Origin of the sequence: Chloroflexus sp., from assembly GCF_034432675.1 — a bacterium.
In the GTDB taxonomy this organism is placed as follows: Bacteria; Chloroflexota; Chloroflexia; order Chloroflexales; family Chloroflexaceae; genus Chloroflexus.
This window is the reverse complement of the sequence record NZ_DAOUBI010000026.1, coordinates 1-16,017: the sequence shown is the minus strand read 5'-3', so window position 1 is coordinate 16,017 and position 16,017 is coordinate 1. Positions and strand designations below refer to the sequence as shown.

The window sequence follows — 16,017 nt, the reverse complement described above, 5'->3', positions numbered from 1 at the left end:
ATATGACCAAGAACGTGCCGGTGATCAATCGCTGTTGTTGGAGGTATCGGATTGGCGGGGAAAGAGAAACCAGAGACCGAGTTCGAGCGCGATGGGAATGAAAGCCAGCGCAATCAGCGGCGGCCAGATGGGGCTGAGCGCAAAGTAGAGGGCGAGGGGTGGAATTGCCAGAATAAGTGCAAAGACGGTCATCGCCAGGTTTCCCCACCCGACCGCAGCCACGACCCCGAAGACAGTTAGAACGACGATCACGGCATCGCTACAGGTTGCCAGGGCCGGACGGTTGTAGCAACTGTTGAGTGCTGAGGGTACGGCAATATCAAACATGACCCCCTGTAGCTCAAAAAAGGTAGGGAGGAAGATGCGGCGCAGCCAGAAGAGCAGTGCGCCAAGCGCAATGACAAGATAGGCGCGAACGATGCGGTGAGTCAGGATTGGTGGCAGATTCATATCCAGATCAGGGAGAGCCGTTGCCGGGCAGCGGCTCTCCTCCTCTATACTGCAACCTATGCGCCAACGACGATATTTACCAGGCGCCGGGGTACAACGATCACGTTTTGGATTGGTTTGCTATTGATGAACTGCTGTACCCGTTCGTTATTCAGTGCCAGCTCACGGAGTTGCGCTTCATCGAGATCGACCGGTACGGTCAATTTTCCACGCACTTTGCCGTTCACCTGCACCACAATCTCAACCTCTTCCTCGGCGGCGACTGCCGGATCGGCAACCGGCCAACGTTGCTGGTGGATACTGTAGGGTTTGCCGAGACGTGCCCACAGCTCCTCACTGATATGCGGTGTGATCGGTGCCATCAGCAGCAGCAGTGTCTCAATCGCCTCTTGCCAGGCCGGTGTTCCGGCCAGACCGGCATCGCGGGCGCGATAGAGGGTATTGGTGAATTCCATCAGCGCCGCGACCATCGTATTGAACTTAAAGTTCAGAATATCGTTTTCTATGCGCTGAATGGTCTGATGGGTCACCCGCCGTAGTTGCCGTTCGTTCATGACCGCACTGGTTTGACCACGTTCAGCCGTCGGGAAGAGCACAATGCGCCAGACCCGGTCGAGCCACCGTTTTACGCCAGGTACGCCATCGGTACTCCAGGGCACCGAAAGCTCGAAGTCTGAAATGAAGGCTTCGTAGCCGCGCAGGGCATCTGCCCCGTGTTCGGCGACTACCTCATCAGGGGTAATCACGTTGCCCTTCGACTTCGACATCTTTTCGATCACGATCTCGCCGTTCACCTCGCGTGGTGGAGCCAGGATCAGACCTTGATTGCGCAGGCGGGTGAACGGTTCAAAGAAATTCACCACACCGAGATCGTAGAGCACCTTCGTCCAGAAGCGGGCGTAGAGCAGGTGCATGACAGCGTGTTCAGCGCCACCGACGTACATGTCAACCGGCAACCAGTAATTGAGCGCTTCCGGGCTGGCCAGGGCCTGATCGTTGTGGTTGTCGGCGAAGCGCAGGAAATACCATGACGAACAGGCAAACGTACCCATCGTATCCGTCTCCCGGCGGCCACGGCTGCCATCGGGGAGAGTGACGTTGACCCATTCGTCGATCAGCGCCAGTGGTGACTCGCCGGTAGCGGTTGGTTCGTAGCTCTCGACGTTCGGTAGCGTGAGCGGCAAGTCCTGATCATCCAGCGCAATCTCAAGCCCATCTTCACGATGAATGATTGGGATGGGTGTGCCCCAGTAGCGCTGGCGGCTGATCAGCCAGTCCCGCATCTTGTAGTTGGTACGACCTTTGCCGATGCGTTGCTGTTCGAGGTAGGCGATGGCCTGCTCTACCGCCTGATCTGCCGGTACGCCGTTGATCGGGCCAGAGTGGATCGGTACGCCATACTCGTCGTGATACACGAGATCGCGGTAGGTGGCGATACTATGCAGATAGGCCATTGCCGTTGGCAGATGGGTATTACCGGTTCCCTCGCGCAACCGTGCTGTAATGCGCTCATCGGCGGCTATCGAGTCAAGAGCGATGATCTCATCGGGGAAGATGAAGAGCCAGCCCGATCCGGCCACCTCAGTCCAATCTGAACGCAAGCGGGGCTGGATTAGCGCGGCATACTCAGCAGCGCGATCAGCGGTCAATTCGACCAGCAGGTCGCCATTGTCTTGCAGGGTGACGGTAAAGCCTGCGGCCTGCAATGCCGCCGCCGTATCATCAGTCACAGTACCGGCACGCACCAGAGAACGTGCTGCCTGATCAGAACGGGCGATAACCGGAATAATCGGCAGCCCATACGTGATCGCAAAGGCAAAGTCGCGCTCGTCGTGGGCCGGTACCGCCATAATGGCACCGGTGCCGTACCCCATCAACACGTAATCGGCGATCCAGATCGGAATGCGGACTCCGTTTACCGGATTGATCGCGTAGCTACCGGTCCAGACACCAGTTTTTTCCTTCTCTTCAGCAACTGCCGTTGTTGTGGGGCGATTACGAGCCTGCGCAATATACGCTTCGACCTGTTCACGCTGAGCATCCGTCGTCAGCTTCGCGACCAGCGGATGTTCGGGCGAGAGCACCATGAAGGTGGCACCCCACAGCGTGTCGGGACGAGTCGTGAACACAATAATGGGATCGCCGGCTTCGGTGTGGAAGACGACCTCGGCACCACGCGAGCGCCCGATCCAGTTGCGCTGCATGGTGACGATCTTCGCCGGCCAGTCGACTGTGTCCAGATCGCGATCCAGACGATCGGCGTAAGCTGTAATGCGGAAAAACCACTGTTTGAGTACCTTGCGCTCAACTTTGGCGCCGCTCCGCCATGCCGTCCCGTCGGGTAAGACCTCTTCGTTGGCCAGCACGGTCTTATCCACCGGGTCCCAGTTAACAACGGCTTCGCTGCGGTAGGCCAGCCGAAAACGGCGCAGAATCTCTTGTCGTTGCAAGGGCGTGGCCTGGTGCCACTCTTCCGCTGTGACCTGGGGTTCGGTGAGTGGCAGATCAAGACGGCTGGTGCCATATTCGGCCAGTTCAGCTTCCAGCTCGTGGATGGGACGCGCCTTATCAACCCGCCGGTCGTACCACGAGTGGTAAAGGCGCAGGAAAATCCACTGTGTCCAGTGATAGTAATCGGGTTCGGAAGACGTAATTTCACGGTCCCAGTCGTAACTGAGGCCGAGCATATTCAGCTGCCGTTTGTAGTTGGCGCTGTAGCGGCGGGTCAATACCGCCGGATTGGTTTTGGTCTTAATCGCAGCATTTTCAGTTGGCAGGCCAAAAGCATCCCACCCCATCGGATGCAAGACGTTGTAGCCGCGCATGCGGTAGTAGCGTGCGACGACATCGGTTGGGACGTAATTACGACAGTGCCCGACGCTCAGACCATCGCCACTGGGATAGGGGTAGAAATCAAGCACATAATATTTTGGTTTCGCGGGATCAATAGGTGGTGTGCGGTACAGTTGGTCGGCAGCCCAACGGTTCTGCCATTTGGTCTCAATTGCGGCAGGATCGTAGCGTTCAATCGGAGTTTTTTCTACTTTGACGTCGCTCATACGGTGTGATACCTCCAGAGGTGAGCAAATGAAGACGGAACAAACACAAATGCTGATGGCAACAAAGGTCATCAAGGCTGGGGTCTGCCATATGCTCACCTCCTTCCGCTACAAGTTTCGATCATTAGAGCGTGCAGATATTGGTTGCATTATAGCATCATCTGAAGATTTGGCGCAAAAAAGTGATTGCCGGGAGGGGCACTACAGAGGCAAAGAGGGTTGTATCGTATCACATCTGGTGTCATAGCGTTCATGACCTGTGATCCGACGACCACCCTGCCACGATCCCTGGGTGCGGAAGTGCCGAACCGGTGTTCCCGCTCAGCACGCGGCGGGAACACGCTTCAGAGACAATGCCGTTGCCAGCCAGAGGTACCCGTGTCGCACGCCAAACTATGCGTTGCAGGTCATCCGGTTGGGAAACTATATCCATTCTGGCGATACCACAGCTTTTTCAATGGAATAGCGATTCTCCGTCTCCGCGATCAGGTCGTTGTCGGGGTTATGGTGCGATTACGAGCGATGACGTTTCTCAAACCAGATTTGAGATGAGCCCAGCCTCCAGCGGCAATGCATTACCCACAACTCGGATTCACGTGCAGATTGTGGTCGTCGTATGAGGAGTCATTGGAAAGGAGGCAGGGTGACGTGACGATACAATCATAGGATGCCACACGAACTGCGCGACGCCCGCCTCGGTGATGCCCGTGTGCATCGGCGTCTGATGCGTCTGGTCGAGGCGTTAGCTGCGCAGCCGACCACCAGCGTGCCGCAGGCGTGCGGGAGCCGGGTAGCCACCAACGGGGCCTAGAGCCTGTTGTGGACTTCTGAGTTCTGATCGTATAATTGGGGTATCATGATACAGAGCAGAACCTAAAAGTCTATAACATTCTCTAGCGGTTACCCACTGCCAACCTTTGACGGCCCGGTTGTGGGGACAGTTTCGCTTCCAAACGAATGATACCGTTGTTGAACTCTATCATAGTGCAGGCATTCAACTGCGCACATGGGTTCTGGTCGTCCACGCCCAGAAGAGTACGGTACGTATTCCGTTATGCCACTGCTGTCGCACACCGGCGGTGTTCACCGTTCGATGCCCTTCACCCACAACCATAGCGCAGCCAGAACATCAACATATGCGCACAGCCGATAATAGCCACCACCGTATTCCTAACGGCATGAGCAGTGTCAATCGTGCCGGGTTTCCGACAGCTAAACCGCAGGTCTGCCGGTGCCTGGGTTGAGATTGTGGTGGAGATGTGGCAGTGCTACCAGACTCCGACGGGCAGCAACCACAGCACCGTCTATCGCATCGGGTGATGTTTGTTGTAGAGCATAACGCTTTTTCGACACGGATGAAAGTGTGATTCAGGCGGATGTCGGTGCACACCTGAACGAGGGTTTAGAATGATGTTTACAAGATCGCCTCTTGACGATGAGAGCAGTAGCGTGATATGTTGAAGCAGGAAACGCAAGGAGTATGGCTGGCACTGGTATTCTCTACGTCGCTCAACCGGTAGGCATATACAACCATATGGATGTCCTGGTGTAATCTGGCCAGGTATCCTGGTCGGCATAACAGATGGAAGACGCCTAAATCATAGTCAGCGAGCGTAACGTGTCCACCAAACGGTTCAAAGGAGAAAGGTTCATGCTGACCAAATAAATAGATGTAAAGGAAGTCCAGACGCGATTACAAGAGTTGCTTGCTCAGATCGCCTTAGGGGAAGAGTGGGTCCTCACTGATGGAAACGAACCCATTGCCCGCCTTGTGCCTATAGCTTCTCGGGTGGCGGGTTTACACGCCGGAGCTATGTGGACGAGTTTCGACTTCGATGACCCTTTGGCTGACGAGTTCTGGATGGGCAGCGCATGAAATTGCTTCTGGACACGCATACGTTTATCTGGTGGGATAGCGCACCTGTCAAACTTTCGCCCCGGGCTTTGACATTTTGTCAGGATCACCAGAATGTTTTGCTGCTCAGCGTGGTCAGCGTGTGGGAAATGCAAATCAAGCTCTAGTTGGGCAAACTTCGACTGGCTTTACCCTTGAGAGAAATTGTCGAAAGTCAAAGGCGAACTAACAACATTGAGATCTTGCCCGTTACTCTGGAACATACGTTGGCATTAGAGAATTTGCCTGCTCATCACAAAGACCCCTTCGACCGATTGTTGGTTGCTCAGGCTATTATTGAAGGAGTAGCTCTTGTAAGTGCAGACCCAAACATTGCCAGGTATGGCGTGCAGGTTGTTTGGTAATGATAGAGCACTGACTAGAATCTATTTTAAAAAAACATTTACCAGGAGTCATTTCAAAATTAGGTTAATACATTAGAGAATGATGGCGGCAAGACAATATGCCCGGTGCGTAATAATCATACCGCACCACCAATCGACAGCAAGTATCCATCCATCTGAAGCATAGTTTTACGTTCCCCAATGACAGTAGCCATCGCTAGAGCCTGTGCGGAGGTTCGTGCTGCCAGAGGCGGCGAGCGTTCTCAAGTGAGTCGGAGGTTCGCGCTGCCAGGGGCGGCGAGCGTTCTCAAGTGAGCCGGAGGCTCGCGCTGCCAGGATGGAGGCAGGATTTCTATACCATTTGATTTGGTGTCATTGATATAAAGAAGCAGGCGAAGGCATTGCCTTCACCCGCCCCATCCGGCGATCTTCAGTATCGCAGCCAATGCGCTCAACAAATGCGTGGCAGTTGCTCGCCGATCAAGGTGTCAACGACGCGCGTGCCACCAATGCCGGTACGGGCAACCACGACGCCGGGATGATCGGCGGTTGCATAGCCGATCAGGGCAGCCTCGCGCCCTAACGGATGTGATCGCATGACGCTCAGCAGGTGATCTGCATCGCTGCGTTCGACGAAGGCAATCAGTTTGCCTTCGTTGGCAATGTGTAATGGGTCCATGCCGAGTAACTCGCAGGCGGCCTGGACTGTGGGTGGAATGGGAATATCACGTTCAACAATCTCAACCCCAATCCCGGCGGTTTGGGCAATTTCGTTGAGCGCTGCCGCAACGCCACCCCGTGTCGGATCGCGGAGTGTGTGAATGCGTGCGCCACTGGCAATCATTGTGCGTACCAAATCATGCAGGGCAGCCGTGTCGGAGACGACCGGGGCGCCGAATTCAATCCCTTCGCGCACGCTCAGGATGGCAACACCGTGTATGCCGATGGCTCCGCTGACGATGATCGCATCACCAGGACGGGCCTGTTCCGGGCCAATCGTTACGCCTGCCGGAAAGAGGCCGAAACCGGTTGTTGTAATGTAGACCCCATCACCGTGGCCACGGTCAACAACTTTGGTGTCGCCGGCAATCAGGGTGACGCCGGCCTGACGAGCGGCACGTCCCATGCTCTCGGCAATTACGCCGAGTTGCGACAGTGGCATGCCCTCTTCCAGAATGAAGCTGGCGGTCAGCGCCAGGGGCTGCGCTCCCATCATGGCAATGTCGTTGATGGTGCCGTTGACGGCCAGTTCGCCGATGTTGCCCCCTGGAAAGAAGAGCGGTCGCACAACGAAGCTGTCGGTGGAGATGACCAGACGGTTATTGCCAATCTCGGTGATGGCCGCATCGGCCAGTGGGCGAGCAGGTTGACCAAAGGCTGGCAGGAAGAGATGATTGATCAGCTCGGCGGAGAGCTTACCGCCGGCACCGTGGCCCATCACAACTGTCGGGTAGTCGCGCAGTGGAGCCGGACATGTCCAGCCGCTGAAGTCGAGTGGTTCGTGCATAGGCATTGTCCGCTATGGTTTCTGTGTACTGTGGCGATCAGCGTATCGTGATGCCGGTAGCGTTAGCCGGTCACGCCAACCTGGTTAACCGGAACGAATCGTCCGTACTGGTAGTACGCCGCGCAGGCACCTTCACTTGAGACCATGGTCGCGCCGAGCGGGGTGCGAGGCGTACACTCCTTGCCAAATGCCGAGCACTGGTTGGGTTTCAGGCGTCCCTGCAACACCTCACCACTCCGGCATAGTGCCGACTCGGTGGTCTGGATGTCGCTGACATCGAAGCGCTGTTCAGCATCGAAAGCGGCGTACCGCTCGCTCAACTTCCAGCCACTGCGGGGAATCACCCCGATCCCGCGCCATGCCCGGTCGGTGACGGTGAAAACGTCGGCCAGCATCTGTTTGGCGGCCACGTTGCCTTCTGGGCGCACGGCCCGCTCATAGGCATTGTCAAGCTCTGCTTTGCCCTGTTCGAGCTGAAGAATGACGCGGCGAATACCCTCTAACACATCGAGTGGCTCGAAGCCGGTGACCACAATCGGTACGCGGTACTGTTCAACGAGTGGGCGGTACTCATCTGTTCCCATCACACTACAGACATGGCCGGCGGCCAGAAATCCCTGGACGCGGTTAGAAGGCGATTCCATAATCGCCCGGATCGCCGGTGGCACCAGCACGTGAGATACCAGCAGCGAGAAGTTCTTCAGGCCGAGGCGGGCCGCCTGGTAGACGGCCATCGCATTGGCAGGGGCAGTTGTCTCGAAGCCGATAGCAAAAAAGACGACTTCACGGTCGGGGTTTTGTTGGGCCAGTTTGACGGCATCGAGCGGCGAGTAGACAACGCGCACATCGCCACCTTCGCTCTTGACCCGAAAGAGGTCTTTGCGACTGCCGGGCACGCGCAGCATGTCGCCGAATGAACAGAAGATGACACCGGGCCGTGCTGCAATCGCTAACGCTTTATCAATAACCTCCAGCGGTGTGACGCAGACCGGGCAGCCGGGGCCGTGGATCAGTTCAATCTCCGGCGGCAAGAGCTGGTCGATGCCGTTGCGGATGATCGAGTGCGTTTGACCGCCGCAAACCTCCATAATCGCCCAGGGGCGGGTGGTGATGCGTCGAATCTGATCGAACATGCGGCGGGCCAGTTCAGGATCACGAAATTCGTCAAGATACTTCATGCTGATCCTCCGCTGTCGGATTTAGCTCCTCTTCGAGCACACCGAGCGATTGGAAGAGGGCCAGCGTTTCGCGGGCCGACTCCTCGTCGAGACGGGTGATGGCAAATCCAACATGCACAATGGTGTAATCGCCGACCTGCAATTCGGGCAGGTAGGCCAGGCAGACCTCTTTGACGATGCCGTTGAAGTCGACTTTGCCCATCCGGGTGAGGCCGTTGTCGTAAATCTCGATGATTCGACCGGGTATGCCAAGACACATACGATCATTCCTTTCACATATCGTCAGACAGGAGTCGTGCGATTTTTGCTATTCACAACCTTTCTCCTGGGATGGGCGCAGGTTTTGCCTTTGCCTACCCATCCGCCCATTGCCCGATGATGATTCGATTGTTGCCCGAATCGGCGATGGCCAGCCACTGCTGGTGCGCACACAGGCCGTAGGGCCAGCAGAGGGTGTCGGAAGCGATGGCTTGCCAGCGGTTTTCCCCACTACCGGCAAAGTCGGCCTGGCCGAAGACGGCCTGGGCCGGAAGCCCGGCCCCGTGACGCGGGAGAGGTTGCCAGACCAGGAGCCGATTGTTTGCCGTATCGGCTACGCATAGTCGATCCGCAGTACAGGCAACTGCGTAGGGAAAGCGGAGGCGGTGCGCTCCCTGGGGTACGTGTGGTTGTTCAAACGCGCTTTGCATATCGGTTTGCCCCAAGACCAGATCAGCCGGTCGGTCATTGATTGGTGGTGGTATCCAGGCTAAAACGCGGTGATTCCCGGCATCGGCAACGTAGAGCGTGGTACCATCGCCGGCCAGGGCGTGCGGCCAGCGAAAGCTGTGCGCCGTCGGCGGGCCACCACGATTTTCCGCATTGCTCCATCCATCCGGTTGCCCCAGAATCAGATCGGGCGGTTGATCGGGTTCTGGTAGTCCGCGCCATCCCAGCACCCGGCGATTGCCGGTATCTGCGATATAAAACCAGCCCGCGATCCAAGCTACTCCATACGGCCAGTACAGTGTCGTAGGTCCAACTGCGCCACCACGGTTTGGCTCAATCTCAAGTAGGTTCGCCTGGCCGATGACACTGTCAGGTGGTGTGTCGGATCGTTCGGGAAATCGATGCCAACATAATACACGATGATGCCAGGCATCGGCAAGGTAGAGTCGCCCTTCAGCTACCGTGACTCCGGTCGGCACGTGAAATCCGTTGGCCGGGCCACGTCCGGCTGCACGTGGCCCTTCGTGCGTGAAGTCGGGCTGCCCAAGCACGAGATCGGCGGGTTGATGATCGCGCACCGGGAGCTGTTGCCAGATCAATACCCGATGATTGCCGGTGTCAACGGCGATCAGGCGCTGCTGGTCGAGATAGATACCACGTGGCGCATAGAGATTTGTCGGCGCGGCGTCTGCTGCTGGCAACGCCAGTCCGCCTGGTGCCGGTGCTCCCAGCCAGCGCATTGTTTGCAGCGTGATCATAATGGTCGTACCCAGATCATCCCATCCACCACCCGCAATGGAAACGGTTCGAGTTGGGCCTGGGGTGCAGTCAGACATTCACCACTGGTCACGTCGAAGCAAAAGCCGTGCCATGGGCAGGTGAGGGTGCCATTGGCGGGATCGAGGACGCCGCCGTCGAGCGGGCGACCCTGATGAGCACATGCGTTGCGGTAAGCGCTCAAACGATTCTCCAGATTGACAATTAGCACGCTGGTCTGGCCGGTGGTGAAACTGATCATTTGCCCTGGCGGAACAGCAGTGACTGCCGGTCCCTGCACCCATCCTTTTGCCGGATCGGGATGGGTTTGGGCTTCAGCGCGTAACATAGCCGGTGCCGGCTGATCGTTTACCACTTCGAGACGAGTAATCTCCGGCACTTCGCGCAAGAGTACCTCTTCGACGTGTTTGCGCAGCGTAAATGCCGACAGCGAGCAGCCATTGCACGAACCATGCAGGCGCAGGTAGGCCACCCCATCGCGAACGTCAATCAGCTCGGCATCACCACCGTGTGACTGCATGTAGGGGCGGGCGCTATCGAGCACGCGGCGGGCGCGGGTGATGGGATCGGTGCGCACGATACCGTGCATCAGCAGCATGGCGTACACGGCAGGATCGGCAACCAGTTCGAGCAGCAACTCTTTGCCGCGTGGATCGAGCTTCAGATGGCGAACCATCGTCGTGAGCGCCAGTTTGTGAAATGCCTCGATGGCCTGTTTTAGCTCAAGCGCGACGGCCTGAGCCGCAGGTTCCAGACCGGCTACAGCCGCGACTGCGGCATCAACCCGCGCTGCAATCTGTTCAAGGTCATCGGTGGCAGGAAGTTGTTGGGTCATACCCGTCTCATCTCTAGCCGGCATAGCCAATCATCTGTTCGAGCACTTCTTCGCTTCGCATGGCCAGCAATTCGGCGAACGCCTGTCTGGCCATCGTTTGCAACACTGAGTCGATTGTTCCGGCGGGTGGTGGACTAATTGTGCGCTGAGCCAATCCTTGCAGCACGAAACACGCGCCGGCAACGTTGTCGAGCAAAAAGTCTTGAAAGATCGCAGCCACAAACCGGTCGAGCCAGATGCCTTCCCCCTGGGGATCGCTACGCAAGCGCACAAGGGCATTTTCTGCGCCGGCACACCGCTGCACAATGCGTTCGACGAAGTGATCGACCGCCATCATCAGGAGAAGATCAAACTGTTGGCGTTGATAGGCTTCCATAATTTCCCTGAGCTTCACAGATGGCGATGTTGGCCAGTAGTTCACGCACCGTCGCTAGAGCCGTCTCGTCACCAAGTTGATCGAACAGTGCTGCGGCTGCGTTGAGTCGCTCGCGGGCTTCGGCAAAGACGCCGAGGTGAGCAAGGGCGTTGCCCAGATTGGCCAGAATACGGGCATACCCGCCCGGATCGGTCGCCGGATCGCGCCGATGAAGCAGGTCTTCGTAAATGGCAACGGCTTCGAGCAGGTGATCAGCAGGGCGGGCGGAGTGGACATATTGCAGCGCATTCGCCAGATTCAGGCGGGCGCTCGTCCATTCCTGAGGATGTTGTTCGGGATCGTAGATGCTCAGCGCGGCGCGCAGTGCCTGGACAGCAATCGCTCCCCGGAGCCGGTCTCCGGCATCAGTCATCGGCATCGCCAGGTACGCCAGGGCCAGATTGTTCTGGATGAATGCAAACTCAAGCGGATGGGTCTCGCGCTGAAAGAAGCGGAGTGCCTCTTGATAACAACGGACTGCGGCCTGGAGTGGGCCGCGTTGCCCGCCGGCGTACTCTTGCAGGATTTGCCCCAATTGCAGCGCGGCACGGGCGCGCATATCGGAACCGCCTTCAGCCGGAATCAGGTCGAGCGCCTGTTGCAGCCAGCGCGTGATCAGCGATACGTCGCCGCCGGTTTGCATCGCCAGTTCAGCCCGATTGAGGTAAATCTGTCCCGCCAGCGTCGGTGAGACCGGCGTAGCCGCAGCAATGGCGTCGGCAAAGTAATGGTCGGCAGCAGTCGGTTCGCCGCGCTCAATTGCTGCCGCTGCGTGGGCAATCAGACAGAGCGCCCGAATTTCGCCGGTGGCCTGATCCATTGGTGGTGGTTCCTGGCGCTGCCCCATGGTAAACGCTGCGACATCGTGCAAACAGGCCAGTTCACCGTCGAGCATGATGTGCAGCGCCAGATGATCGATGTGGGAACCGGTCAAGACATAGCGATTGTAGATGGCAAGTGGTTCTGGCGACGACGGTAAGGCTTCGAGAGCTGCTGTGATATTTCCGTCCAGCGCGTGGGCGTAGAATTGCCAGGCTTGCGGCCATTCAGTGGGAGTGGTACCACGGAGCAGAGCAGCCAGGGCAGTTGCCGCGCATGGTTCGTCGGTTGGCGGCAGGACGAGGTAGCCGGACGGTAAGGCAAAAATACCGAGTGGTTGGGGCCGAATGGCGAGCTGGTTCATACGGTCTCCTCGGCTACTGGTTGCAACGACATCCGCAAGACCCCGTTGGTAGCATCCCAAACGGCAGACCGGTAACCGGGTGGTGTTGCCGGGGGTAATGCTCCCCAGATCAGCACACTGCGATCACCACGGGCGTTGCGTTGTTTGAGCAGCAAGCCACCCGCAGCCGGACCCCGTAACGGCACCAACCAGATTTCGTCGGCCTGAGGAAGGACAACCAGCAAATCGGTTGGAAAGTAGCGTTGGGCCAGGGCTGCGGGTAGATGCAGATAGCCCTGCGCGGTTAATTCAAGCTGCCAGGTCTCCATTATGTTGTTCATTAATCGCATGTCCAAGGTACGGCTGCCACGGGTTGTGGCTGAGATGACGGGCCAGGTCTTCCATGCGGGCTGCCACAGCCGGACTAAGCGGAGCGCCAATTGTGAAATCGACCCCTTCGATCAAATAGACCTGCACTGAACGGGGATACTCGTCTTTGAGTAACCAGCGCCCGAACGCCAGTGCATGATCCCAGCGAAAGGCGTGCAGATTGATCCCGCTGAGAGGTGGCAGGTGTTCAACGACAGACCCCGGTACGTAATAGATCGTGCCGGGGTCGGCGCCGGTGCGGGCAGCGTCAACCAGAACGACTGTCTCGACGCTGCGCATACGAAAGGCAACATCCATCCCGCTGGTACCGGCATCGGCGATACCGACGCCAGGCGGCAACCCCAGTTCCAGCACTCGCCGCACCAGCACCGGCCCGACGGCATCATCGCCGCGCAGCAGATTGCCACACCCGATTATCAGCAACTGTTCAGCCATACCGTGATCGTGCCTGTTCACCTATTGCCAGCACGAACAATGCGAGTTCGTCTGCACCGGCATGGTGACCAGTACCGGTGCAGACGTTCCTGTGCGCTTGCTCCTGCTACGCGCCTTCACCAATGCGGAACCGGGCCCACTCCTTGCCGGTCTTCTCGTCGTAGGCGTGTACTGTACAAACAAGGCATGAATCGTAGCTCCGCGCCACATGACCAAGTTCGACCGGATCGTTGGGGTCGGCGATGGGAGCGCCGAGGAATGCCTGTTCCATCGGCCCATTGACCTCGCGGCTATCACGTGGACCGATGTTCCACGCCGTCGGTGTAATCACCTGATAATTCTCGATCTTACCGTCCTTCAAAACGATCCAGTCGGAGAGGCTGCCACGAGCAGCTTCAGTTGAGCCAAAACCACGCCCTTCCGGTAGTTCTTTTGGCTTGATGTAGAACTTCTCGTGCAGGTTGATCTGATCGAGCCATTTGCGCACCAGCTTGTAGTATTTCGGTGCTTCGTGCATCCGAGCCATCACCCGCACCAACACACTCGGACCGACGGTGGTTACGGCATCGAGGAAGAGCGGATCGTAGTCCTGCCAGTCGGCAGCGCCTAGACGACCGGCAATCACCTGGCGCGCCAGCGGGCCGGCCTCCAGCGGATGGCTGCCCACACCGGGAATGAGATAGCGGGGAGCTTTGGCCCAGGTGTACTTGCCCTGCCGCCGACCAGCTTCCGGGTCAATTGGTTCAGTACGACCCTCAAATGGGTGCAAGACATGGTTCCCCTCGTAGAAGGCGTGGCTGACATCTTCGCGGACCTGAGCCTGATCGAAGTCGTAGAACTGACCGTTCACGTAGACGCCGGAACGGGCAATCAGGGCAGCGTTGCGCCCTTCGATAGTGGGGCGAGCGTACAGTTCGGGGTGGAAGTAGGTACCGGTGGCAAGATAGTTATTCCACCCGGCGCCATATTTGTCGAGACCGGCGGCCATCGCGAAGCGCAGGAAGAAGCCGCAGTCGGAATTGTAATGGCGCTCGTTCTCGTGCATCCATTCCATCACATCGGCCCAGCTCTTGTTTTGCAGCCAGCGCTCAACCGAACAGCCGAGCCACTTCTTCTCCAGCCATTCGTCTTTCCAGTACTCAAGAATAGCGATGGCGCGGGTCACATCGGCCAGCGTTGGCGCACACATGACACCGCCGGGGATCATGAAACTGGAGTGAGGCCACTGGCCGCCGAAGATAGCGTAAATCTCTACCGGCTTATTCGAGAGGGTCACCCCGTGCTCGTAACTGGTGCCGACGAAGGGCGCGAAGCGGCGCACCGCCTCATCGTATTCGGGCAGATGGGCGTACTTCTTGTTCGTCACATCGATGGCGAAGAGGGCGTAGAACCAGCGCGGAATGCTCTGCAAGGTCTCGCACGCCTGGGCGATGTTGCGGATCAGGGTGGCATTGGGTGGCAGCTCGGTCTGCCATGCGGTGTCCAGCGCATACACGGCTTTGGTCAGATGGCTACCGCCGCAAATACCACAGATGCGAGGGGTGACGATCAACCCGGCCTGCGGGTCTTTGCCCTTCAGAATAATCTCGAAGCCGCGAAACATTGAGGCTTCAGTCCACGCACTGGTGACAACGCCGTCGCGGATGGCCACACGCAGATCGAGGTCACCTTCGACACGGCCAAGTGGGCTGATGCGCAAATCACGACCGCTCAGTGTTGCCGGATTCTCGATGATATTAACCATTGCCAGCTTCTCCCCTTACTACACAACGAACATATCTTCTTTGGCCCACTTGGGCGCAGCAACACGAGCGGCTGCGGCCAGTGCCATATAGCTGATCGGATCGGTTCCGGTCGGTACCTCTTTCGGGATCGCCCCGCTGATCTTTTGGGTTTTGAAGACGGTGCCGGGTGCAAGATCGAAGAAGGGAAACTCCGGTTCGGTACAACCCGTACAGGGCATACCGGCGCGGGTCTTCGATGACTGGCGGTTCCAGAGAATGCGATTGCAGGGTGAGCGAGTCATCGGGCCACGACAACCAAACTCGTAGAAGAGACAGCCGGTGCGCGTGCCCTGCCCAAATTCGAGCGTTGATTGCTTGTACTCGAAAAATTGCACCCGTGTACAGCCGGTTTGGGTGAAGCTGGTAAAGAAGGTCTGCGGACGTTGCAGATCGTCGAGGGCGATGTCAGCAGCGCGACCACTGGCAACCGCGACCAGAATCTGGGTCACCCAGTCGGGGTGAGCCGGACAGCCGGGAATGTTAATCACCGGCAGACCGGCCTTCGAGCGCCAGTTGGGGCCGAGGAAGCCGCCCAGCTCGCGCTTGTGAAACTGAAGACCGGTGGACTGGCTGGGGTTGGGGGCCATGGCCGGGATGCCGCCCCAGCAAGCGCAATCACCGATGGCGACCACAATGCTGGCCTGCGCAGCCAGCTCGCGCACCCACTCTTGCATTGGGCGGTCGGCAAACATGTTGTAGCGGCCAGTGCCGTTCGGGGCCTGGATCACCGTACCCTCGAAGACAAAGATGTCGAGTGGACGAGCGCCGCTGGCGCAATCGTGAAAGATGCGCTTGGCGTTTTCGCCCAATTCCATGCCGAGCGACGGGTGCCACAGAATCTCAATGCCAAAATCGGTAACCAGATCACACGCACTTGGTTCCTCGGCATTGAGGAATGACATCGTGTTGCCGCTACAGGCGCCACCCTGTAACCAGAGCAATGTTGCCATTGAACCGCCTCCTTCACCTCTCAAGACGCTAGACTTCCTTATCAAAAACAGCTTTACGCTGATGGGGTTTTTGCGTTTGATGATCGTGTTCGCATCTGGTCTTGTACCCGGTTTAGTCACTCTTGCAGG

Annotated in this window: 15 protein-coding genes and 1 pseudogene; 3 read left to right on the top strand and 13 right to left on the bottom strand. The window is 57.9% G+C overall.

Annotated features, from left to right (window positions below; all coding sequences use genetic code 11):
• Nucleotides 1-24: 24 nt before the first annotated feature.
• A complete protein-coding gene (locus VAE55_RS02320; protein WP_322814210.1) occupies nucleotides 25-450 on the bottom strand; it encodes a hypothetical protein in 426 nt (141 codons plus the stop codon).
• A 56-nt stretch (nucleotides 451-506) separates the two neighbouring features.
• The gene (locus VAE55_RS02315; RefSeq protein ID WP_322814209.1) at nucleotides 507-3,509 is read right to left on the bottom strand and encodes a leucine--tRNA ligase; all 3,003 of its coding nucleotides are present in this window, start codon (nucleotides 3,507-3,509) and stop codon (nucleotides 507-509) included.
• Between the two features lie 28 nt (nucleotides 3,510-3,537).
• Between VAE55_RS02315 and VAE55_RS02310 the strand changes: the two genes are divergently transcribed.
• From VAE55_RS02310 to VAE55_RS19080, 3 genes and pseudogenes are all read left to right on the top strand, one after another.
• A complete protein-coding gene (locus tag VAE55_RS02310) occupies nucleotides 3,538-3,756 on the top strand; it encodes a hypothetical protein (protein WP_322814208.1) in 219 nt (72 codons plus the stop codon).
• 420 nt (nucleotides 3,757-4,176) lie between these two features.
• Complete coding sequence (locus VAE55_RS02305) at nucleotides 4,177-4,320, top strand: transposase DNA-binding-containing protein (RefSeq protein ID WP_322814207.1); 144 nt, start codon at nucleotides 4,177-4,179, stop codon at nucleotides 4,318-4,320.
• 1,061 nt (nucleotides 4,321-5,381) lie between these two features.
• Nucleotides 5,382-5,768 (top strand): annotated as a pseudogene (locus VAE55_RS19080) (type II toxin-antitoxin system VapC family toxin).
• A 430-nt stretch (nucleotides 5,769-6,198) separates the two neighbouring features.
• Here the strand turns inward: VAE55_RS19080 and hypE are convergent.
• The 11 genes from hypE to VAE55_RS02245 all read right to left on the bottom strand — a co-directional run bounded on the left by hypE (nucleotide 6,199) and on the right by VAE55_RS02245 (nucleotide 15,888).
• The gene (gene hypE, locus VAE55_RS02295) at nucleotides 6,199-7,254 is read right to left on the bottom strand and encodes a hydrogenase expression/formation protein HypE (protein WP_322814205.1); all 1,056 of its coding nucleotides are present in this window, start codon (nucleotides 7,252-7,254) and stop codon (nucleotides 6,199-6,201) included.
• Between the two features lie 62 nt (nucleotides 7,255-7,316).
• Entirely contained in the window at nucleotides 7,317-8,432 is a 1,116-nt protein-coding gene (gene hypD / locus VAE55_RS02290; RefSeq protein ID WP_322814204.1) for a hydrogenase formation protein HypD, read from the bottom strand.
• The gene (locus tag VAE55_RS02285) at nucleotides 8,419-8,691 is read right to left on the bottom strand and encodes a HypC/HybG/HupF family hydrogenase formation chaperone (RefSeq protein ID WP_012258619.1); all 273 of its coding nucleotides are present in this window, start codon (nucleotides 8,689-8,691) and stop codon (nucleotides 8,419-8,421) included. Before VAE55_RS02285 ends, hypD begins: the two co-directional genes overlap by 14 nt.
• Before the next feature lie 94 nt (nucleotides 8,692-8,785).
• Nucleotides 8,786-9,898 carry a hypothetical protein gene (locus VAE55_RS02280; RefSeq protein WP_322814203.1) on the bottom strand — a complete coding sequence of 371 codons (1,113 nt, stop codon included), beginning with the start codon at nucleotides 9,896-9,898 and terminating at the stop codon, nucleotides 8,786-8,788.
• Entirely contained in the window at nucleotides 9,895-10,752 is an 858-nt protein-coding gene (locus VAE55_RS02275) for a NifU family protein (protein ID WP_322814202.1), read from the bottom strand. The genes VAE55_RS02280 and VAE55_RS02275 overlap by 4 nt, the downstream gene beginning before the upstream one ends.
• A gap of 13 nt (nucleotides 10,753-10,765) precedes the next feature.
• The gene (locus VAE55_RS02270) at nucleotides 10,766-11,128 is read right to left on the bottom strand and encodes a hypothetical protein (protein ID WP_322814201.1); all 363 of its coding nucleotides are present in this window, start codon (nucleotides 11,126-11,128) and stop codon (nucleotides 10,766-10,768) included.
• Nucleotides 11,100-12,350, bottom strand: coding sequence for a hypothetical protein (locus VAE55_RS02265; RefSeq protein WP_322814200.1), 1,251 nt, complete (start codon nucleotides 12,348-12,350; stop codon nucleotides 11,100-11,102). Before VAE55_RS02265 ends, VAE55_RS02270 begins: the two co-directional genes overlap by 29 nt.
• Nucleotides 12,347-12,658: a hydrogenase maturation protease gene (locus VAE55_RS02260; RefSeq protein WP_322814199.1), complete on the bottom strand. Its 312-nt coding sequence runs from the start codon at nucleotides 12,656-12,658 to the stop codon at nucleotides 12,347-12,349. Before VAE55_RS02260 ends, VAE55_RS02265 begins: the two co-directional genes overlap by 4 nt.
• Nucleotides 12,639-13,154: a hydrogenase maturation protease gene (locus VAE55_RS02255; protein WP_322814198.1), complete on the bottom strand. Its 516-nt coding sequence runs from the start codon at nucleotides 13,152-13,154 to the stop codon at nucleotides 12,639-12,641. Before VAE55_RS02255 ends, VAE55_RS02260 begins: the two co-directional genes overlap by 20 nt.
• Nucleotides 13,155-13,260: 106 nt before the next feature.
• Nucleotides 13,261-14,898 carry a nickel-dependent hydrogenase large subunit gene (locus VAE55_RS02250; RefSeq protein ID WP_322814197.1) on the bottom strand — a complete coding sequence of 546 codons (1,638 nt, stop codon included), beginning with the start codon at nucleotides 14,896-14,898 and terminating at the stop codon, nucleotides 13,261-13,263.
• Between the two features lie 18 nt (nucleotides 14,899-14,916).
• A complete protein-coding gene (locus VAE55_RS02245) occupies nucleotides 14,917-15,888 on the bottom strand; it encodes a hydrogenase (RefSeq protein WP_012258627.1) in 972 nt (323 codons plus the stop codon).
• Between the last annotated feature and the right edge of the window lie 129 nt (nucleotides 15,889-16,017).